The 18,464-nt window shown below is 66.3% G+C and carries 20 protein-coding genes; 5 read left to right on the forward strand and 15 right to left on the reverse strand.

What is annotated here, in order from left to right; genetic code table 11:
* Positions 1-46: 46 nt before the first annotated feature.
* The 4 genes from ctaD to AB4Z48_RS09935 form a co-directional block, all read right to left on the reverse strand.
* Positions 47-1,663, reverse strand: coding sequence for a cytochrome c oxidase subunit I (gene ctaD, locus AB4Z48_RS09920; RefSeq protein WP_441613749.1), 1,617 nt, complete (start codon positions 1,661-1,663; stop codon positions 47-49).
* 24 nt (positions 1,664-1,687) lie between these two features.
* The gene (gene coxB / locus AB4Z48_RS09925) at positions 1,688-2,944 is read right to left on the reverse strand and encodes a cytochrome c oxidase subunit II (RefSeq protein ID WP_441613750.1); all 1,257 of its coding nucleotides are present in this window, start codon (positions 2,942-2,944) and stop codon (positions 1,688-1,690) included.
* Between the two features lie 62 nt (positions 2,945-3,006).
* A complete protein-coding gene (locus AB4Z48_RS09930; protein ID WP_441613825.1) occupies positions 3,007-3,516 on the reverse strand; it encodes a DUF2244 domain-containing protein in 510 nt (169 codons plus the stop codon).
* Between the two features lie 242 nt (positions 3,517-3,758).
* Entirely contained in the window at positions 3,759-4,703 is a 945-nt protein-coding gene (locus AB4Z48_RS09935) for a methyltransferase domain-containing protein (protein ID WP_441613751.1), read from the reverse strand.
* On the opposite strand from AB4Z48_RS09935, the gene AB4Z48_RS09940 reads away from it, so the two are divergent.
* Entirely contained in the window at positions 4,692-5,567 is an 876-nt protein-coding gene (locus AB4Z48_RS09940; protein ID WP_441613752.1) for a ComF family protein, read from the forward strand. The two genes, AB4Z48_RS09935 and AB4Z48_RS09940, sit on opposite strands and share 12 nt — an antisense overlap.
* A gap of 86 nt (positions 5,568-5,653) precedes the next feature.
* Positions 5,654-6,124: a tRNA (uridine(34)/cytosine(34)/5-carboxymethylaminomethyluridine(34)-2'-O)-methyltransferase TrmL gene (gene trmL, locus AB4Z48_RS09945; RefSeq protein WP_441613753.1), complete on the forward strand. Its 471-nt coding sequence runs from the start codon at positions 5,654-5,656 to the stop codon at positions 6,122-6,124.
* Between the two features lie 12 nt (positions 6,125-6,136).
* Here trmL and AB4Z48_RS09950 read toward each other — a convergent pair whose 3' ends face one another.
* From AB4Z48_RS09950 to AB4Z48_RS09970, 5 genes are all read right to left on the reverse strand, one after another.
* Complete coding sequence (locus AB4Z48_RS09950; RefSeq protein WP_441613754.1) at positions 6,137-7,135, reverse strand: Bug family tripartite tricarboxylate transporter substrate binding protein; 999 nt, start codon at positions 7,133-7,135, stop codon at positions 6,137-6,139.
* A 95-nt stretch (positions 7,136-7,230) separates the two neighbouring features.
* Complete coding sequence (locus AB4Z48_RS09955) at positions 7,231-8,247, reverse strand: NAD(P)H-dependent glycerol-3-phosphate dehydrogenase (protein WP_441613755.1); 1,017 nt, start codon at positions 8,245-8,247, stop codon at positions 7,231-7,233.
* A gap of 133 nt (positions 8,248-8,380) precedes the next feature.
* Positions 8,381-8,899 (reverse strand): protein-export chaperone SecB, encoded by a 519-nt coding sequence (gene secB / locus AB4Z48_RS09960; RefSeq protein WP_441613756.1) that lies wholly within the window; start codon positions 8,897-8,899, stop codon positions 8,381-8,383.
* Between the two features lie 163 nt (positions 8,900-9,062).
* Positions 9,063-9,320 carry a glutaredoxin 3 gene (gene grxC / locus AB4Z48_RS09965; RefSeq protein ID WP_441613757.1) on the reverse strand — a complete coding sequence of 86 codons (258 nt, stop codon included), beginning with the start codon at positions 9,318-9,320 and terminating at the stop codon, positions 9,063-9,065.
* Positions 9,321-9,420: 100 nt separating this feature from the next.
* A complete protein-coding gene (locus AB4Z48_RS09970) occupies positions 9,421-9,834 on the reverse strand; it encodes a rhodanese-like domain-containing protein (RefSeq protein ID WP_441613758.1) in 414 nt (137 codons plus the stop codon).
* 137 nt (positions 9,835-9,971) lie between these two features.
* On the opposite strand from AB4Z48_RS09970, the gene gpmA reads away from it, so the two are divergent.
* The 3 genes from gpmA to AB4Z48_RS09985 all read left to right on the forward strand — a co-directional run bounded on the left by gpmA (position 9,972) and on the right by AB4Z48_RS09985 (position 13,295).
* Positions 9,972-10,718 carry a 2,3-diphosphoglycerate-dependent phosphoglycerate mutase gene (gpmA, locus tag AB4Z48_RS09975; RefSeq protein ID WP_441613759.1) on the forward strand — a complete coding sequence of 249 codons (747 nt, stop codon included), beginning with the start codon at positions 9,972-9,974 and terminating at the stop codon, positions 10,716-10,718.
* A gap of 162 nt (positions 10,719-10,880) precedes the next feature.
* Positions 10,881-12,473 (forward strand): S41 family peptidase, encoded by a 1,593-nt coding sequence (locus AB4Z48_RS09980; RefSeq protein WP_441613760.1) that lies wholly within the window; start codon positions 10,881-10,883, stop codon positions 12,471-12,473.
* Between the two features lie 51 nt (positions 12,474-12,524).
* Positions 12,525-13,295 (forward strand): HesA/MoeB/ThiF family protein, encoded by a 771-nt coding sequence (locus AB4Z48_RS09985; protein ID WP_441613761.1) that lies wholly within the window; start codon positions 12,525-12,527, stop codon positions 13,293-13,295.
* 55 nt (positions 13,296-13,350) lie between these two features.
* On the opposite strand, the gene mnmH is transcribed toward AB4Z48_RS09985, so the two are convergent.
* The 6 genes from mnmH to AB4Z48_RS10015 form a co-directional block, all read right to left on the reverse strand.
* Entirely contained in the window at positions 13,351-14,463 is a 1,113-nt protein-coding gene (gene mnmH, locus AB4Z48_RS09990) for a tRNA 2-selenouridine(34) synthase MnmH (RefSeq protein ID WP_441613762.1), read from the reverse strand.
* A 268-nt stretch (positions 14,464-14,731) separates the two neighbouring features.
* The gene (gene bfr, locus AB4Z48_RS09995; protein WP_441613763.1) at positions 14,732-15,211 is read right to left on the reverse strand and encodes a bacterioferritin; all 480 of its coding nucleotides are present in this window, start codon (positions 15,209-15,211) and stop codon (positions 14,732-14,734) included.
* A gap of 111 nt (positions 15,212-15,322) precedes the next feature.
* Positions 15,323-15,619, reverse strand: coding sequence for a (2Fe-2S)-binding protein (locus tag AB4Z48_RS10000; RefSeq protein WP_441613764.1), 297 nt, complete (start codon positions 15,617-15,619; stop codon positions 15,323-15,325).
* 245 nt (positions 15,620-15,864) lie between these two features.
* Positions 15,865-17,631 carry a phosphoenolpyruvate--protein phosphotransferase gene (gene ptsP, locus AB4Z48_RS10005; protein ID WP_441613765.1) on the reverse strand — a complete coding sequence of 589 codons (1,767 nt, stop codon included), beginning with the start codon at positions 17,629-17,631 and terminating at the stop codon, positions 15,865-15,867.
* Positions 17,632-17,767: 136 nt separating this feature from the next.
* The gene (locus AB4Z48_RS10010) at positions 17,768-18,037 is read right to left on the reverse strand and encodes an HPr family phosphocarrier protein (RefSeq protein WP_035861002.1); all 270 of its coding nucleotides are present in this window, start codon (positions 18,035-18,037) and stop codon (positions 17,768-17,770) included.
* Entirely contained in the window at positions 18,006-18,461 is a 456-nt protein-coding gene (locus AB4Z48_RS10015; protein ID WP_441613766.1) for a PTS sugar transporter subunit IIA, read from the reverse strand. Before AB4Z48_RS10015 ends, AB4Z48_RS10010 begins: the two co-directional genes overlap by 32 nt.
* Between the last annotated feature and the right edge of the window lie 3 nt (positions 18,462-18,464).

Genomic DNA, 18,464 nt, shown 5'->3' on the forward strand with positions numbered 1-18,464 from the left:
GACGCGGAAGGACGGGCATGCCCGTCCTTCCTTGCCCGGTTGCGTCTTACCTGACGTGCGGCGGCACTTCAAAGGTGTGGAACGGGGCCGGCGACGGCACGGTCCACTCCAGGCCTTCGGCGCCATCCCAGGGCTTGTCCGCTGCCTTCTGGCCACCGCGATACGACGGCAGCACGACGAAGAAGAAGAAATACACCTGCATCAGCCCGAAGCCCAGCGCACCGATCGATGCGATCGCGTTGAAATCCGCGAACTGGGTCGGGTAGTCGGCATAGCGACGCGGCATGCCGGCCAGGCCCAGGAAGTGCATCGGGAAGAAGGTCACGTTGAAGAAGATCATCGAGCCCCAGAAGTGGATCTGCCCGCGGGTTTCGTTGTACATGAAACCGCTCCACTTCGGACCCCAGTAGTAGAAGCCCGAGAACATCGCGAACAGCGAGCCCGCCACCAGCACGTAGTGGAAGTGGGCCACGATGAAGTAGGTGTCCTGCAACTGGATGTCGATCGGGGCCACGGCCGGCATCAGGCCGGTGAAGCCACCGATGGTGAACACGAAGATGAAGCCGATCGCGAACAGCATCGGGGTCTCGAAGGTCATCGAGCCGCGCCACATGGTAGCGATCCAGTTGAAGATCTTCACGGCCGTCGGCACCGCGATCAGCATCGTCGCGTACATGAAGAACAGCTGGCCGGTCACCGGCATGCCGGTCGTGAACATGTGGTGCGCCCACACGATGAACGACAGGATGGCGATCGAGGCGGTGGCGTACACCATCGAGCTGTAGCCGAACAGGCGCTTGCGGGCGAAGGTCGGCACGACGTGCGAGACGATCCCGAACGCCGGCAAGATCATGATGTAGACCTCGGGGTGGCCGAAGAACCAGAAGATATGCTGGTACATCACCGGATCGCCGCCGCCCGCGGCCGAGAAGAAGCTCGTGCCGAAGTGGCGGTCGGTCAGCACCATGGTGATGGCGCCGGCCAGCACGGGCATCACGGCGATCAGCAGGTAGGCGGTGATCAGCCAGGTCCAGCAGAACATCGGCATCTTCATCAGCGTCATGCCGGGCGCGCGCATGTTGAGCACCGTCACGATGATGTTGATCGAGCCCATGATCGACGACGCGCCCATGATGTGCATGGCGAAGATGGCCATGTCCATGCCCGGGCCCATCTGCACCGACAGCGGCGCGTACAGGGTCCAGCCGGCGGCGGTGGCGCCGCCCGGCGCGAAGAACGACAGCACCAGCAGCAGCGCCGCCGGCGGCATCAGCCAGAAGCTGAAGTTGTTCATGCGCGCGAACGCCATGTCGGACGCGCCGATCTGCAGCGGAATCATCCAGTTGGCGAAGCCCACGAAGGCCGGCATGATCGCGCCGAACACCATGATCAGGCCGTGCATGGTGGTGAACTGGTTGAACAGTTCGGGGCGGAAGAACTGCAGGCCCGGCTCGAACAGCTCGAGGCGGATCAGCAGCGCCAGCACGCCGCCCGACAGCAGCATGGTGAAGGAGAACAGCAGGTACAGCGTGCCGATGTCCTTGTGGTTGGTGGCGAACAGCCAGCGCCGCCAGCCGTGCGGATGATCGTGATGCTCATCGTGCGCGTGGTCGTGCGCATGATCGTGCGGGTGCGCAAGCGCGTCCGGGGTAGCAGTACTCATCGCGAAAAACTCCTGTAATCCTGATCAGCCTGCCGCGCGGTCGCCCGCAACGCTGGCCTGCTTGGCGGCGGGCTTGTCTTCCGCCTTGGGAGCGGCATCGCCGCCGGCGGCGCCGCCGCCTTCCGGGAACTTGCCCGCACGGGCGTTCACGAAATCGCTCGGTTGAATCACTTCGCCAGTCTTGTTACCCCAGTTGTTGCGGGTATAGGTCATGACGGCAGCGAGTTCGGTATCGGAGAGATGCTTCCAGACCGGCATGGCACCCTTGCCTTCGAGCAGGATGTGCATCTGGCCAGCCTTCGGGCCGTTGACGACCTTGGAGCCGTCCAGCGCCGGGAACGCGCCGCCGCCCTTGCCGTTCGGCTGGTGGCAGACCGCGCAGTTGGCCGTGTAGACCTTCTCGCCGCGCGCCTTGAGCTCCTCGAGCGTCCAGGTCTTGTTGGGGTCGTCGGCCTTGGCGGCGAGTTCCTTCTTCTTGCCCTCGACCCACTTGGCGTAGTCGGCGTCGGACACCACGCGCACGACGATCGGCATGAACGCATGTTCCTTGCCGCACAGCTCGGCGCACTGGCCGCGATACACGCCGACCTTCTCGGCCTTGAACCAGGCATCGCGCACGAAGCCGGGGATCGCATCCTGCTTCACGCCGAAAGCCGGGATCATCCACGCGTGGATCACATCGTTGGCGGTGGTGACGACACGGATCTTCTTGTTGACGGGCACCACCATCTCGTTGTCCACCTCCATCAGGTAGGTGTTCGACTTCGGTGCCTCGTTGTTGATCTGCTCGCGCGGCGTGGTCAGCGTGGAGACGAAGGAAATGCCCTCGCCTTCGCCCTTCAGGTAGTCATAGCCCCACTTCCACTGGTAGCCGGTGGCCTTGATGGTGATGTCGGAATTGGTGGTGTCCTTCATCGCCACGACCGTCTTGGTGGCGGGCAGGGCCATGCCGATGACGATCAGGAAGGGGATGATGGTCCAGATCACCTCGACGGTGATGCTTTCATGGAAGGAGGCAGACTTCGCACCCTTGGACTTGCGGTGCTTGAACACGGAATAGAACATCACCCCGAACACGCCGACGAAGATCACCGTGCAGATGATCAGCATCATCCAGTTCAGCCAGTGAATCTGTTCGGCGATCTTGGTAACGGGTTCGGTCAGATTGAGCTGGCGCACGGCTGGACCGCCCGGCATGTCTTCCACTGCCAGAGCTGCCTGGCTAACGAGCAGGGACGCGCCCGTTAGACACGCTGCGGATGCCTTCTTCCACATTTTCATTTGTTATCTACCCAATTTACAGATTCAAATCTGCCAGCCCGCCTGACCGTCGCCGCCCCAGTTCAGAGACAGCGCAGGGCAGAAACGAGCTCCTGCGCGAACTTTCGCCGCTTGTACGGGTCCAGAAAACACCCCACCTGCACAGCGCACTTACCCGAGCGCAACTGCACCAGCGCCCGTAATGATTCACCCAGTTCGACCCGCACCCAGAGCGGGTTGAATTCATGCCGCGTCACCTGCCCGGCGCTGACGGCCTCGACCACCAGCAGGCCGTCTGCCAGGCTGACGCGTTCGTAGTCAGCCGCATGCCGCGCGTAGACCAGCAGCGCAATACCGAGCCCCAGCAGGTCCAGCCCGGCAAAAGGCAGCACGAGCCACGACCCTCGCCACGCAAAGAACAGTGCGATGGCGAGCGAAACACAGACGATTGAGAGGTAGAACCAGCCGACCTGGCGTGGAGAAAGCGAACAGTTCCGCTTCATCAGCCAGTCTTTGTCCGGCGCGCCGGATCCACCGGAACCACCGCCGGACCCGTCTTGCGCCGTCTGGAATGCGATACCCAAGTCTTGCATCGCCAACCACTCTGCATAGGATGCACACCTGGGACGATCGCCTGGGCCGCACTGACTTAGTGCGATTCCGGGGCACATGTGCCAGGGGAACCACTGCGACAAACTGGCGCATTATAGGGCGCTTCGCCTACTCGAACAAGGCCGTCCCTTGACGGCGGGGCTGGCGCGCGACACGTTTCTGTGCATCGGTGCGGTGCATGCGATGGAGTAGGCGGACACGCCAGCAGGACCATTGCGCCACGCTAGCGACGCGGCCGCGCGCGCCCGATCTTGTCGATCGGCACCACCGCGTGGCCCAGTTCATCGACGTCCTGCTTGCCGCGCGGCGCCAGTTTCCACGCATGGCCGTAGACGATTTCGAAGGTGAGCGGGATCAGCCCGTCGGCGTTGCGATGGCGCTCGAGCGCCGCCAGCAGCGCATCGAGCCAGCGCCGTCCACGCAAGCCCCGGCTTGGCGATGCGGGCAGGCGCAGGCCACCGAAGGCCTGCACTTCGCGCAGCAAGGTAAGCGGCGACTCATAGGTAACCGTGATGGTTTCCATGTCCATCACCGGCGTGGACCATCCGCTATGAACCAGCATGTCGCCGATATCGTGCATGTCGACGAAACGCAGCGAGTGCGTACCGCTATCCACATGCGCAAAGGCGTCGCGCAGCTCGGCCAGCGTATCGGGCCCGAACAGCGAGAACAGCACCAGGCCGTCGTTACGTGCGACACGATGCCACTCGGGAAATACCCTATGCGGCTCTGGATGCCAGTGCAGCGCAAGGTTGGACCAGAGCAGGTCGAAGCTGGCGGGCGCGAATGGCAATGTGGCAAGATCGCCCTGCACCAGGTCGAAGATCGGGCGCTTGCCCAGCATGCGTCCCAGCCAGCCGGCCTGGCGCTGGGGGTCGCGCTGGGCCGCCTCGCGCAACATGGCGCCCGAGATATCCAGCCCGGCGATCTGCGCATCCGGATACTGCGCGCGCAACGCCGCCAGCCCGCGCCCATGGCCGCAGCCGATATCGAGCGCGCGCACGGGCGAGAGCCGGATCATCTGCATGCGCTCCTGCATGCGCTGGCTGATCTCGCCCAGCAGGAAATCCAGCTGGCCGAAGCCGGCGCTGCGCCGGTCGAAGGCCAGGCGGGTCAGCCGCGCAGGCGGCAAATAGGCATCGGGGGAGTCGGCGTCATGCAGGGACACGGGCAAGCGGGGCAGCAGGAGGATGAGGATGAGGAGCACGGCCGGACGCAGGCGCCCGGGCGGAATACGGCGTGCGCGCCAGCGGGCACGGCGGCCGGACCGCAAGTATACGCGCCTGCCGCGATGGCTGCCGGCGGCGCCGGCGCGGCAGGCAGGCTGCGCCGCCACGCCCGGCGATTGTGGCGAATCATGCTGCCGTCGGCATGCGCATTGTGCGGCGAAGTGCAGGAAGACGCCGTGTGCGCCGGTTGCGCCGGCGAACTGCTCGCGCCGGTGCCACGTTGCGCTTGCTGCGCCCGCCCCGCCGCGCGCGGCACCTCGCGTTGCAACCACTGCCGGCTCGAGCCTCCCGCATTCGACGCCGCGGTCGTCCTGGGCGACTACGCGAGCCCGCAAGATGGCCTGGTGCTGGCCCTCAAGTTCGGCGGCGCGCTGCCGCTGGCGGACTGGCTGGCGACGGAACTGGCGCGCCGCTGGCAAGCCGCGAGGCCGCCAGCGAGCACCGCCCGCCCCGCCTTGCTCGCGCCAGTCCCGCTCTCCGCACAGCGCCTCGCGGTGCGCGGATTCAATCAGTCCTGGGAAATCGCCAGGCCGCTGGCACGCCTCCTGGGTGCGCGCGCCTCGCCTACGCTGCTGGCCCGCTTGCGCGATACGCCGGCCCAGGCTTCGCTGGACCTGTCCGCGCGCCAGGCGAACTTGCAGGGCGCCTTCGGGCTGGCGCCGGGCAGCGATATCACGGGCCTGCATGTGGGGCTGGTCGACGATGTGATGACCAGCGGCGCCACCCTGGGCGAAGCGGCGCGCATATTGAAAGCCCATGGCGCGGCGCGCGTCACATTGTTCGTTGCCCTGCGCACGCCCTAGCCCGCGCTAGCGTGACATGCGCCCCTTGCCCGGGGTAAGCTGCGCAGCGTTTTATGGCTGCGGCGCCGCGAGGCCCGCCCGACACCATGTTCAATGTCGTCCTGGTCGAACCAGAAATCCCGCCGAACACCGGCAATGTGATCCGCCTGTGCGCCAATACCGGCGCGCGGCTGCATCTCGTCAAGCCGCTTGGCTTTCCGCTCGAGGATGCGCGCATGCGCCGCGCGGGCCTGGACTACCACGAGTACGCCAGCATGCGCGTGCATGAAAACTGGGACGCACTGATGGCCAGTGAGCAGCCCGATCCGGCCCGCATGTTCGCCCTCACCACGCACGGCTCGACGCCGTTCGGGCAGGTCGGCTTCCGGCCCGGCGACTGGTTCGTGTTCGGATCGGAGACGCGCGGCCTGGCGCCCGAGCGGCGCGAATGGTTTCCCGCCGCGCAGCGCATCCGCCTGCCGATGCGGCCCGACAACCGTAGCCTCAATCTCTCCAATACCGTGGCGGTCGTGGTGTTCGAAGCGTGGCGGCAAAACGGCTTCGCCGGCGGCGCCTGAGCGCTCTCCCGCCTATTCCGGCTCGACGCCGGCGATCCGGATCACCTTGTCCCAGCGCGCCTTCTCGCTCGCCATGGTCTGGCGCAGCGATTGCGGCGCCGTGCCTGCCGGCACGAAATACTGCGCGCGCATCTTGGCGCGCACGTCCTCGCTGCCGATGATGGCCACCAGTTCGCGGTAGAGCCGGTCGATCACCGGTGCCGGCGTACCGGCCGGCGCCAGCACGGCCTGCCAGGAAATCGCCTCGAAGCCCGGATAGCCGGACTCGGCCACGGTGGGCACGTTGGGCAGCAGGCCGGTGCGCCCGCTGGTAGTGACCGCGATGATGCGCAGCTTGCCGGCGGCGACCAGCGGCATGGCGATCGCCGGCACCATGAAGCCGGCCTGCACCTGGCCACCGACCATGGCCGTGGTGATCTGCGCAAAACCCGGGTAGGGAATATGGGCGAGGTCGATCTTCGCCATCGCCTTGAGCTGCTCCATGGCCAGGTGCGCGGCGCTGCCGTTGCCCACCGAGCCGTAGTTCAGCACGCCGGGCCGCGCGCGGGCCAGCGCCACGAACTCGCGCACGTCGTGCACCGGCAGGCGCGCGTCCACCACCAGCACATTGGGCGAAGTCGCCACAAGCGATACCGGCGCGAGCTGGCGCACGGGATCGTAGCCAAGGTGGCGCGACAGCGTCGGCGCGGTGACCAGCGGCCCGTTGATGGTGAGCAGCAGGGTGTAGCCGTCGGGCGCGGCGCGCGCCACCAGGCCGGTGCCGATATTGCCGCCGGCGCCGGGGCGGTTTTCCACCACCACGGGCTGGCCGAGCGACACCGACAGCTTCTCGGTAAGCAGGCGTGCGATCAGGTCCGGCGAGGAACCGGCCGGAAACGGCACCACCATGCGGATCGGGCGTACCGGCCAGGATTGCCCGGCGGCAGGCGAAGCCAGCAATGCGCCGGGCACAGCGCTGGCGGCAAGGGCGATCAGGACGCGGCGGCGGGCCGCAATGGAGTCTGGGGGCATGGGGCGGAGCGATGGCGGCACGGCATCCGTGGCGGCGCGGGAATCATTGGTCATTATGGAAAACGGGAAGACGCGAGGCGCGCTCACTCGTGCGCTCACTCGTCCCGGGCATCGCGTTGCAGCAGGCGCGCCACCGCATCGGCGACAGGCAGGCCTTCGAACAGCACGGCGCAGACCGCGCGCGTGATCGGCATCTCGACACCCTGTGCCGCGGCCAGCGCCGCTACCGCCTGGGCGCAGCGCACGCCTTCGGCCACATGGCCCAGGTCGGCCAGGATCTGTGCGAGCGTCTTGCCTTCGGCCAGCTGCTGGCCGACCTTGCGGTTGCGCGAGAGGTCGCCGGTAGCGGTCAGGATCAGATCGCCTATGCCGGCCAGCCCCATGAAGGTCTCGACCCGTCCGCCCAGCGCCATCCCGAGGCGCGTCATCTCGGCCAGGCCGCGCGTCACCAGCGCGGCGCGCGCGTTCAGGCCCAGCCCGAGCCCGTCGCTGGCGCCGGTGGCGATCGCCAGCACGTTCTTCACCGCCCCACCCACCTCGGCGCCGACCAGGTCATCGCTGCCGTAGATGCGCATCGCATGATGATGAAAGCCCTGCTGCGCCAGCTCGGACAGCACCGGCGACGTGCCCGCGACAGTCAGCGCGCATGGCAGTCCGAGCGCCACCTCCCGGGCAAAGCTCGGTCCGGTCAGCACGCCGTACAAGGTTTCGTCGAGGCGGCCGGCGGCATCCAGCTCCTCCCGCACCATCTGATGCGGGAGGGCGTTGGTGCCGGCTTCGAAGCCCTTGCACAGCCACAGCATGCGCAGGCCGCCGTTGCTGCGCGTGGCCAGCCGGCGTGTCATCTCGCGCAAGCCGGATACCGGCGTGGCCACGATCACGAGGCCATCGGGATCGGCATCGACGTGCGCCGCGGCCCGCTCGAAATCGGCCTCGAAGGCGAGCTTTTCCGAAAGCGCCACGCCAGGCAGGTAGGTGGCGTTGACACCGGCGGCGCCGATCGCAGCCAGCTCGGCGGCATCGCGCCCCCACAGCACCACCTCGTGGGCCGCGGCGGCATGGCTGGCCAGCGCGGTGCCCCAGGCGCCGGCTCCGAAGACAGTGATTTTCATGACGGTTTGCCTCGCTCGTTTGGTGGCCTGGACGCTCGGCCGCCGGCCGCTTGCGTCGCACATGGGCGGGCCGGAATGACAAAACGGGGCACGTGGCCCCGTCTTTACTGCATACCGCGCCAGGATCCGTGGATCAGTGGCGGGCCTGGCTGCCGTCGGGCATCACGATGCCGCTGTTGCCGCCCTGGGCGGCTTCGGCTTCCTGCATCGCAGCCTGCAGGCGTTGCTCGTACAGTGCCTGGAAATTGATTTCCGACAGGTGGATGGCCTGGAAACCGGCGCGCGTGATCACGTCGGCGATATTGCCGCGCAGATACGGGTAGAGGATGGTCGGGCACGCAATGCCCAGCAGCGGGTCGAGCTGCTCCACCGGCACGTTGCGAATATCGAAGATGCCGGCCTGGTGCGCTTCGACCAGGAAGGCGACCTTGTCCTGCACCTTGGTGGTCACGGTACCCGTCACCACCACTTCGAAGATGCCTTCCTGCAGTTGCGAGGCGCCCACGTTCACCTGCACTTCCACGGCCGGGGCTTCCGTCTCGAGGAAGATGCCGGGCGAATTCGGCTGTTCGAGCGACATGTCCTTCAGGTACACACGCTGGATATTGAAGAACGGCTGGTCTTCCTGCTGATTGTTTTGCTCGTCGCTCATGAAAGGCTTCCGGGAATGGGCATTGGACGCCAGATACCCAGGCCGCAAGCGCTGCGGGCGGCAATGGCCCAGGCTGGCGACCCGGGCAGGCACCCGGTTGGAAAACGCATATGGTACATGACGCGGGTGGCGAATTCACCCGCGTCGCGGCTAGGAATTTGCCTCAGGCCGCCAGCAGCGGCGTCAATCCGCCCTGGCGGTCGAGTGCGGAGAGATCGTCGAAACCGCCCACGTGGGTTTCGTCGATATAGATCTGCGGCACCGTGCGGCGCCCTGTGCGGCTCATCATTTCTTCGCGCCGTCCGGGCTCGCGGTCGATCAGGATCTTCTCGATCGCATCCACGCCCTTGGCCTTCAGAAGGCGCTCGGCCATCTGGCAATACGGACAAACTACCGTGCTGTACATCACAACGCGGGCCATGCGGTTCTCCTTTGAAACTTGGCTTTGGCTTGGCTCGGGGCGGCCGGCAGGTGGCCGGTCAGGTACGCTGCCGCGCCCTTTGCTGCGCCCGGCGCGCGTTTTACTTGACCACCGGCAAGCCGGCTTGCTGCCACGCGGCCAGGCCGCCTTCGAGCGAATAGATCTCACTGTAACCGGCTTCCTTCAGGACTGCTTGACCCTTGCCCGAGCGCTGGCCGGTCTGGCACACGACGATGATGGGGACGGACTTGTCCTTTGCAAGGCCGGCGGCGCGGTTGGCCAGGTCGGCAAGTGGCGCACTCTTGGCCTGCGGCAGGTGCCCCTTGGCATATTCGGTGGCTTCCCGGATATCCACGACCACCGCATTGCGCTTGTTGATCATCTGCGTGGCGCTGGCCGGATTGACGGATTTGCCGGAGGTGCCGCGCGAGATGGCGGGCCAGGCCAGCAGGCCGCCCGACACCACGGCAATGGCGATCAAGGCAAGGTTGTTGTAGTCGGCGAAGAAATTCACGTTGGCATTCCGGTGGGTTGAGTCGGCGGCATTATAAAATAGACGGTTTAGCGCCCGCGACCGCCATTGTCTCCTACTTGACACATGAAGGCGCAAGTGGCACGGCGCGCACAGGTTTCTCACGCTTTGGAAGCAGCATGTACAAACTCGTTCTCATTCGCCACGGCGAATCCACCTGGAATCTCGAAAACCGCTTCACCGGCTGGGTCGACGTCGACCTGACCGACACCGGCGTGGCCCAGGCCAAGCTGGGCGGCAAGCTGCTGCGCGAGGCGGGCTTCGCCTTCGACGTAGCCTATACCTCGGTCCTCAAGCGCGCCATCCGCACGCTGTGGCACGTGCAGGACGAAATGGACCAGATGTGGATCCCGGTGCGGAACGAATGGCGCCTGAACGAGCGGCACTATGGCGCACTGTCCGGCCTCAACAAGGCGGAAACCGCGGCCAAGTTCGGCGACGAGCAGGTTCTGGTATGGCGCCGCAGCTACGACACCCCGCCGCCGGCGCTGGAACAGGACGATCCGCGCGTCGCGTACGACGACCCGCGCTACGCCAGCGTGCCGCGCAACGAGATCCCGCTCACCGAATGCCTCAAGGATACGGTGGCCCGCGTGCTGCCGCTATGGAACGAATCCATCGCACCCGACATCAAATCGGGGAAGCGCGTGGTGATAGCCGCCCATGGCAACAGCATCCGCGCGCTGGTGAAGTACCTGGACCAGATCTCGGATGACGACATCGTTGGCATCAATATCCCCAATGGCACCCCGCTCGTGTACGAGCTGGACGCCGAGCTGCGCCCGCTGCGTCATTACTACCTGGGCGACCAGGAAGCGCTCGCCGCCTCGCTGGCCGCCGTGGCCAACCAGGGCAAGGCACGCTGAGGCAAGGGCCGGGCACGCGCCTCCGCGTGCCGCCCGGCCGTTGCCGGCAGCGGAACAGACCTTTTTTTCCGCTCCCTCTTATACTGTCGGACAAAACCGGCCGGTGTGACGCACCAGGCCGGCTCCGACATAGCATAATCCTCACACGTTCAGGCAGCCCTCATGCGTAAGACGCTCAAGAACATCAGTCTTGTTTCTGCCGGACTCGTTGCCGGCGTGCTGGCCACGCTGCAGCTCTCGGCCACCGCGCAGAATTCGTCCGGGCCGCTGCCGCTGGAGCAGTTGCGCCTGATGGCGGACATCTTCGGCCAGATCAAGCGCGAGTACGTAGAGCCGGTCGACGACAAGAAGCTGCTGACCGAAGCCATCAAGGGCATGGTCGCCAGCCTCGACCCGCATTCGGCCTACCTGGACGAGAAGGATTTCAAGGAACTGCAGGAAGGCACGCGCGGCCGCTTCGCCGGCCTCGGCATCGAGATCTCGCAGGAAGAAGGGCTGGTCAAGGTGATCAACCCGATCGAGGACACCCCCGCCTTCCGCGCCGGCATCCAGCCCGGCGACCTGATCACCCGCATCGACGACAAGCCCGTGCGCGGCCTGCCACTGGAACAGGCGGTCAAGCGCATGCGCGGCGAGCCGGGCACCAAGGTCACGCTGACCATCTACCGCAAGAGCGACGAACGCACCTTCCCGGTCTCGATCACGCGTGCCGAGATCCGCGTGCAGTCGGTCAAGGCCAAGCTGATCGACAACGACCGCCTCGCCTGGGTGCGCCTGACCAGCTTCCAGGAACGGACCGTGGCCGACCTGGGCAAGAAGCTCGATGATCTGGCCAAGAAGAATCCCAACCTCAAGGGCGTGATCCTCGACCTGCGCAACAACGGCGGCGGCGTGCTGCAGGGCGCCGTGGGCGTGGCCGCGGCCTTCCTGCCCGACGACGTGACCGTGGTCTCGACCAACGGCCAGGTGCCGGACGCCAAGCGCGTCTACAAGACGACCTTCAACAACTACCGGCTGTCGTCGATCGAGGATGACCCGCTCAAGAGCCTGCCGGCGCTGTACAAGAAGATCCCCATGGTGGTGCTGACCAACGCCTACTCGGCCTCGGCGTCGGAGATCGTGGCCGGTGCGCTGCAGGATCACAAGCGCGCGCTGATCATGGGCAAGACCACCTTCGGCAAGGGCTCGGTGCAGACCGTGCGCCCGCTGACCAACGAGACCGGCATCAAGCTGACCATCGCTTACTACTACACGCCGACCGGCAAGTCGATCCAGGCCAAGGGCATCCGCCCGGACATCCCGGTCGACCAGAATCCCGAGGGCGATCCCGACGACGCGCTGATCACGCGCGAGATCGACACCGAGCGCCACCTGCACAACAAGCAGGAATCGGAAGAGCCGGAGATGAACGAGCGCGAGCAGCGACGCGTGGAAGAGCTGCGCCGGCTCGAGGAAGAGAACGCCAAGAAGACACCGGAAGAGCGCGAGAAGGAACGCAAGAAGAAGCCCATCGAGTTCGGCTCGGCGGATGACTTCATGCTGCAACAGGCCGTCGCCCAGCTCGAAGGCCAGCCGGTCAAGCGCTCCAAGTCCAAGCTCGAAGCCGTCGCGACCTCGGACAAGCCGGCCAAGCCCGCCAAGAGCGCAAGCCCGGCCAAGCCCGCTGCCCCGGCCGGCAAGACCCCGGCAAGCGCACCGCCGGCAAGCGCCCCGATGGGAACGCCGCTGGGCACGCCCACCGGCAAGGCTCCCTGAACTCCTCTCGAATAAAGGCGGCCCTGCGGGGCCGCTTTTGCATGGCACCGCATGAACGACGATCAACTGCTGCGCTACTCGCGGCATATCCTGCTCGACGAACTCGGCATTGAAGGTCAAGGCCGCCTGCTGGCCAGCCGTGCGCTGGTGATCGGCGCCGGCGGGCTGGGCGCGGCCGCCCTGCCCTACCTCGCTTCGGCCGGGGTCGGCACCATCACGGTGGTCGACGACGACGTGGTAGACCTCACCAACCTGCAGCGCCAGGTGATTCACACCACTGCCAACGTCGGCCGGCCCAAGGTGGAGTCCGCGCGCGAAGGCATGCTGCGCATCAACCCGGACCTCGATGTACGGCTGGTAGCCGCGCGCGTGGGCCCCGATCAGCTGGCGCAGCTGGTCGCCGATGCCGACGTGGTACTCGACTGCTGCGACAATTTCGCCACGCGCCAGGCGGTCAATCGCGCCTGCGTGCAGCACCGCGTGCCGCTGGTTTCGGGCGCGGCGCTGCGCTTCGACGGGCAGGTCAGCGTGTTCGACCACCGCCAGCCGGACGCACCGTGCTACGCCTGCCTGTTTCCCCCGTCGCAGCCCGCGCAGGAAGTCGCCTGCGCCACCATGGGCGTATTCGCGCCGCTGGTGGGCATGGTCGGCACCGTGCAGGCAGCCGAAGCGCTCAAGCTCCTGATGGGGGTTGGCACCAGCCTCGCCGGGCGCCTGCTGATGGTCGATGCGCTCGGCATGGAATGGACTACCATGCGGCTCGGCCGCGCGCCGGACTGCGAGGTCTGCGGTGGCGGCCATGATGGCCACCCAGGCGCCTGATGCCGATCCTGATGCCTTCCGTCAAGGGCCGGCGCAACAGACACGCGCCACCGTTTCAGGCGCGCGTGCGTTCGCGCAGGTAGGCCAGCACGGCCGGGCGCGCGCCGCGGAACACGATCCTGGACTCGCGCTGCTCGCGCTGGTAGGCATACATCGGGTCGTAGTACTGGCTTAGCAGCACGGCGATCCAGGCCCGGTGCATGTCAGTTTCTCCGCTGCCCTCCTGGCGCGCCAGTGCCTGATCCAGCAATGCCGACAGCCTCGCGTAGCGTACCCCGCCAAGGCGCCCGGCAATCGCTGCCATGGCCTCGCGCAGGCGCGCGGCGTAGGCCGCAAACCCGGCCTGCCCGCCAAACGCCGCCATGAACTCGCCGGACAGGCCGAGCACATAGTCGTCGAGCACCCGGCTCACGCGCGCCTCGAATGGCTCCTCCAGCCAGACCAGCGGGGCCGCCTGCATGGCGAGATAGAAAGGCAGCGGCAAGGTGCGCCTGCCGATATAACGCCCTTCGTCTTCCACCACCAGGGCCGGGTGCCCGGCCGCACGGCGGCGCAACAGGTCGATCGCCATGCCATTCTCGAAATCGATCTGCGTGGGCTGCGCCACGGCCCGCCGGCCGAAGCTCGATCCACGATGCCGGGCATGCCCTTCCAGATCGATGGCGGCGCCCTCCCCGGCGACCAGATCCGTGATCAGTTCGGTCTTGCCGCTGCCGGCGAGGCCGCCAAGCATCAGCAGGCCGCAGCTCGCCGCGGCCGCATCCAGGGTCTCGATCAGGAAGGTGCGCATCGCCTTGAAGCCGCCGGCCACGCGCGGACAGGCAATGCCGGCATCATCGTTGAGCCACTGCTGCACGATCTGCGAGCGCAATCCGCCGCGAAAGCAGTACAGGTAGCCATCCGGGTGGGCGCGGGCAAAACCCGCCCAGGCGGCGACGCGCGCGGCGCGGATCTCGCCCGACACCAGGCGGTGCCCCAGCGCAAGCGCGGCGGCCTGCCCTTGCTCCCTGAAGCACAGGCCCACCTGATGCCGCTCGGCGTCATCCATCAGCGGCAGGTTGACGGCATCGGGAAAGGCGCCTCGCGCGAATTCGGCCGGCGCGCGGACATCCAGCAACGGCGCGCCGGAGAGAAAGAGCCGCCTGAGATCAGCCGTATCTGCGCGCATCGCGAACCAGAGCCTTCAAGTGAAAGAGAGAGACGGCGTGCGGGGGAGGATTTGTCGTTCGATTTGTCGTTCGATTCGATTGTACGCACGCGCAAGGCACAGGCATGCAAGGTACCGGCGACCGCGTGCGAAAACCGCCTCGAATGGGAATCTAAATCCGAATGATAAGGGTTACTACCAGAATGCAGGCAAGAGCGGCAGCACCGGACGGCACCGCGCGTGTGCGGCCACCAGGTTCTTGCGAACGTGCGGCCGACTGCTGGGCGGCTTACTGCTCGCCCGGCTCCATCTGCGACTGCAGATAGTTGGGCAGGCCAACCTTGTCGATCAGGTCGAGCTGCGTTTCCAGGTACTCGATATGCTCTTCGGTGTCGGTCAGGATATCGACCAGGATGTCGCGGCTGACATAGTCGCCCACCGATTCGCAATATGCGACGCCTTCCTTGACCGTGGTGTGCGCGGCTTGCTCCAGCTTCAGGTCGCACTTGAGCATTTCCGGGGTGTCTTCACCCAGCAGCAGCTTGTGCAGGTCTTGCAGGTTGGGCAGTCCGTCGAGCATCAGGATGCGGTCGATCAGGCGATCCGCGTGCTTCATCTCGCCGATGGATTCCTTGTATTCCACGTCGCCGAGCTTCTTCAAGCCCCAGTGGCGATACATGCGGGCATGCAGGAAATACTGGTTGATCGCGGTCAGCTCGTTCTTCAGCTGCGCGTTCAGGTGTTGGATGACCTTCTTGTCACCTTTCATTGGAGGCTCCTGTTGCATCGGGCCCCCGCAAAAACGCGAAGCGGCGCAAGGTGCGCCGCGTGCAGTCTGGAAATGGGAAAACGCGCCGCAATCTAAAAATTGCGGGCGAGTTCAGGCAACCAGCTCAGTTTGCTGGTCGTTCGCGACTGCCGGGTCCCGAGTGTCCATTATGGCACGCGGACCAGAGGACGAACAGGAGGAAATGTCCACCACCTGGATGGTGGCGACCGTTACGTTGCGCACCGCCGCCACGCCTTCGCACAGGACCTGGTGGGCGCATTCGCGGCAGCGGCCGCAGCAGGTGCCAACACCCAGCGTTTCAGCCAGCTCTTCCAGCGTTTGCACGCCAAGATGGGCGGCTCCATGGATTTCTCGGTCGGTAACCTGATTGCAGATGCAAACGTACACAAATGCCTCCTTGGGGCAGGGGTGACACCGGCATGTCACCCTCGATGTACGCCAGAATATCAGAGATCGAAAATGATAACAATTCCCATTAAGGCACAAAGGGTACATGCCAGGAGAGCGCCACTTTGCACCAGTTTCCGGCATGCGGGGGTCGTCACACTCCCGCCGAAAAGTGGCGGATTACCCCCAATCACGGTGCCGGATCCGAGGCAAAAACCCCAACCACATCAGGGTTGTCCGAGCCGTCACAGCTGCTTCAGCGCGCAGGCCAGTTCCTCCGGCTCGTAAGCACACAGGACCTGCTCCACCAGCCGCTCCAGCCGCTGGCAGTCGGCATGCAGGACTTCCTGCTTGACCCGCAGCAGCTGCGAAGGATGCATGGAGAATTCGCGCAGCCCCATGCCCAGCAGCAGCCGGGTCATGGCGGGGTCGCCCGCCATCTCGCCGCACACCGCCACGGGCACGCCGGCGCGGTTGGCCTCGCGGATGGTGCGGGCAATCAGCTGCAGCACCGCCGGGTGCAGCGGGTCGTACAGATGCGCCACGGCGTTGTCGGCACGGTCGATGGCCAGCGTGTACTGGATCAGGTCGTTGGTGCCGATCGAGAGGAAATCCATGCGGCGCAGGAACAGCGGCAGCATCAGCACGGCTGCCGGAATCTCGATCATGGCCCCGACCTTGATGTTCGGGTCGAAAGCCTGGCCGCGCGCGTCGAGCTGGCGCTTGGCCTGGGCGATCAGGTCCAGGGTCTGGTCGATCTCGCGCGCGTGCGCCAGCATCGGGATCAGCAGGCGCACCGGCCCGAAGGCCGAGGCACGCAACAACGCCCGCAGCTGGGTCAGGAACATCGCCGGTTCCGACAGCGACCAGCGGATCGCGCGCAAGCCCAGGGCGGGATTCAGCGCGGTCTCGAAATCGTCGCCCCGTCCGTCGCGTCCGTCCAGGGGCTTGTCGGCGCCGATATCGATGGTGCGGATGGTGACCGGCAGGCCGTGCATGGCATCCACGGCGCCGCGGTAGGCATGGAACTGCTCCTCCTCGTCGGGCAGTTCGCCGCGCCGGTTCATAAAGAGGAATTCCGAACGGAACAGCCCCACCCCGACGGCACCGGCAGTGAGCGCCGCGCTGGCGTCTTCCGCCATTTCGATATTGGCCAGCAGGTCGATCTCGAGCCCGTCCAGCGTCACCGCCGGCGTATGGCGCAGGCGCTGCAGGCGCTTCTTCTCCAGGGCCCGCTCGCTCTGGCGGTGGCGGTATTCCTCGAGGATGATGGCCGACGGGTCGACGATCACCAGGCCGGCGTCGCCGTCGATGATCACCCAGTCGTCCTGGCGGATCAGCTCGCTCGCGCTCTGCACGCCCACGGCGGCGGGGATGTCCAGGCTGCGCGCCACGATGGCGGTGTGCGAGGTGCGCCCGCCCAGGTCGGTCACGAAGCCGTGGAACACGGTATGGCGGAACTGCAGCATGTCGGCCGGCGAGATATCGTGCGCGACCACGATCACGCCCGGCGCGGGCTCGCCGTCGGGGGCGAGCGTGGAAGGCGGCGCCGGGGCCGGCGCCAGCATCGCCGCGCCGGCCAGCACCTTGAGAAGGCGCTCGACCACCTGGCGGATGTCCGCCTTGCGCTCGCGCAGGTATTCGTCTTCGATTTCGTCGAACTGCCGCATCAGTTCTTCGAGCCGCGTGGTCAGCGCCCATTCGGCGTTGTAGCGGCGGTTGCGGATCAGCGCCTCGGGTTCGCGCGCAAGCGCCTCGTCGTCGAGGATCATCGCGTGCACGTCGAGGAAGGCGCCCATTTCCTCCGGCGCCTCGCGCGGCAGGTCGCGCTTGAGCGCGGCCAGTTCGGCCCGCACCACCGCGCGCGCGGAGCGCAGGCGCTCGACCTCGTCGTCGAGCCGGTCTTCATCGACCAGGTAGTGGGAGACATCGAGCGCGGCAGGCGCGAGCAAATGCGCGCGGCCGATGGCGACGCCGCGCGAGACCGGGATGCCGTGCAGGGCAAATGGCATGTACCGCTCCGTCAGGAACGTTTAAGAAGTCTGGCCGTGGCCAGCAGCCTCGAGAGCCGTCGCAGGATGCGGCAAGGCGGCCCCGGCCGGGCGCGCCATGGCGGACGGTGCCGCCGCACTCATCCTGGGCCGGCCCTTATTCTCCCTCGCCGAAGCGGTTGGCGATCAGCGCCAGCAGCGCGTCCATCGCCTCCTGCTCGTCGGGACCGTCGGTCTCGATGGTCACGGTCGAGCCAATGCCGGCGGCCAGCATCATCACGCCCATGATGCTCTTGGCGTCGACCTGCCGGCCGTTGCGCGACATCTTGACCTGACTCACGAAATTGCCGGCCAATTGCGTCAGCTTGGCGGATGCGCGGGCGTGCAGCCCGAGCTTATTGATGATGTTGGTGTCCCTCTGCAGCATATTTGTCGGGATGATTAGCGATCTGGTTCTGGACAGTGGTGGAGCCTACCTGCAATACCCCCTGCGAGCCGCCGGCCAGGGCCTTGAGGGCGAGCTGGTCGAGCTTCTCGGTACGGTAGCAGATGGCGCGCACCAGCATGGGAAGGTTGACGCCGGCGAGTACCTTGACGCGGCCCGGCTCGGCGAGCCGGGCCGCGATATTGGCCGGCGTCGCGCCAAAGATATCGGTCAGCACCAGCGCACCGTTCTCTTCACAGATCTCGGCGAGACGGCGCCGGGCTTCGGCCAGCACGGCGGCCGGCTCGGCGTCCGGCGTGACGTCGATCGCTTCGAGCCGTTGCGGCTGGCCACAGTAGACGTGGGCGGCGCAGTCGCGCAATGCCGAAGCCAGCGGGGCGTGCGCGATGATCAGAATGCCTGCCATGGT

This window comes from Cupriavidus sp. 2TAF22 (assembly GCF_052115045.1).
Taxonomy (GTDB): domain Bacteria; phylum Pseudomonadota; class Gammaproteobacteria; order Burkholderiales; family Burkholderiaceae; genus Cupriavidus.

Coding starts and splice junctions, on each gene's coding strand:
- ctaD (WP_441613749.1), bottom strand. CDS start 1,663: ATGAGTACTGCTACCCCGGACGCGCTTGCGCACCCGCACGATCATGCG.
- coxB (WP_441613750.1), bottom strand. CDS start 2,944: ATGAAAATGTGGAAGAAGGCATCCGCAGCGTGTCTAACGGGCGCGTCC.
- AB4Z48_RS09930 (WP_441613825.1), bottom strand. CDS start 3,516: ATGCAAGACTTGGGTATCGCATTCCAGACGGCGCAAGACGGGTCCGGC.
- AB4Z48_RS09940 (WP_441613752.1), top strand. CDS start 4,692: ATGCAGGGACACGGGCAAGCGGGGCAGCAGGAGGATGAGGATGAGGAG.
- trmL (WP_441613753.1), top strand. CDS start 5,654: ATGTTCAATGTCGTCCTGGTCGAACCAGAAATCCCGCCGAACACCGGC.
- AB4Z48_RS09950 (WP_441613754.1), bottom strand. CDS start 7,135: ATGCCCCCAGACTCCATTGCGGCCCGCCGCCGCGTCCTGATCGCCCTT.
- AB4Z48_RS09955 (WP_441613755.1), bottom strand. CDS start 8,247: ATGAAAATCACTGTCTTCGGAGCCGGCGCCTGGGGCACCGCGCTGGCC.
- secB (WP_441613756.1), bottom strand. CDS start 8,899: ATGAGCGACGAGCAAAACAATCAGCAGGAAGACCAGCCGTTCTTCAAT.
- grxC (WP_441613757.1), bottom strand. CDS start 9,320: ATGGCCCGCGTTGTGATGTACAGCACGGTAGTTTGTCCGTATTGCCAG.
- gpmA (WP_441613759.1), top strand. CDS start 9,972: ATGTACAAACTCGTTCTCATTCGCCACGGCGAATCCACCTGGAATCTC.
- AB4Z48_RS09980 (WP_441613760.1), top strand. CDS start 10,881: ATGCGTAAGACGCTCAAGAACATCAGTCTTGTTTCTGCCGGACTCGTT.
- AB4Z48_RS09985 (WP_441613761.1), top strand. CDS start 12,525: ATGAACGACGATCAACTGCTGCGCTACTCGCGGCATATCCTGCTCGAC.
- mnmH (WP_441613762.1), bottom strand. CDS start 14,463: ATGCGCGCAGATACGGCTGATCTCAGGCGGCTCTTTCTCTCCGGCGCG.
- bfr (WP_441613763.1), bottom strand. CDS start 15,211: ATGAAAGGTGACAAGAAGGTCATCCAACACCTGAACGCGCAGCTGAAG.
- ptsP (WP_441613765.1), bottom strand. CDS start 17,631: ATGCCATTTGCCCTGCACGGCATCCCGGTCTCGCGCGGCGTCGCCATC.
- AB4Z48_RS10010 (WP_035861002.1), bottom strand. CDS start 18,037: ATGCTGCAGAGGGACACCAACATCATCAATAAGCTCGGGCTGCACGCC.
- AB4Z48_RS10015 (WP_441613766.1), bottom strand. CDS start 18,461: ATGGCAGGCATTCTGATCATCGCGCACGCCCCGCTGGCTTCGGCATTG.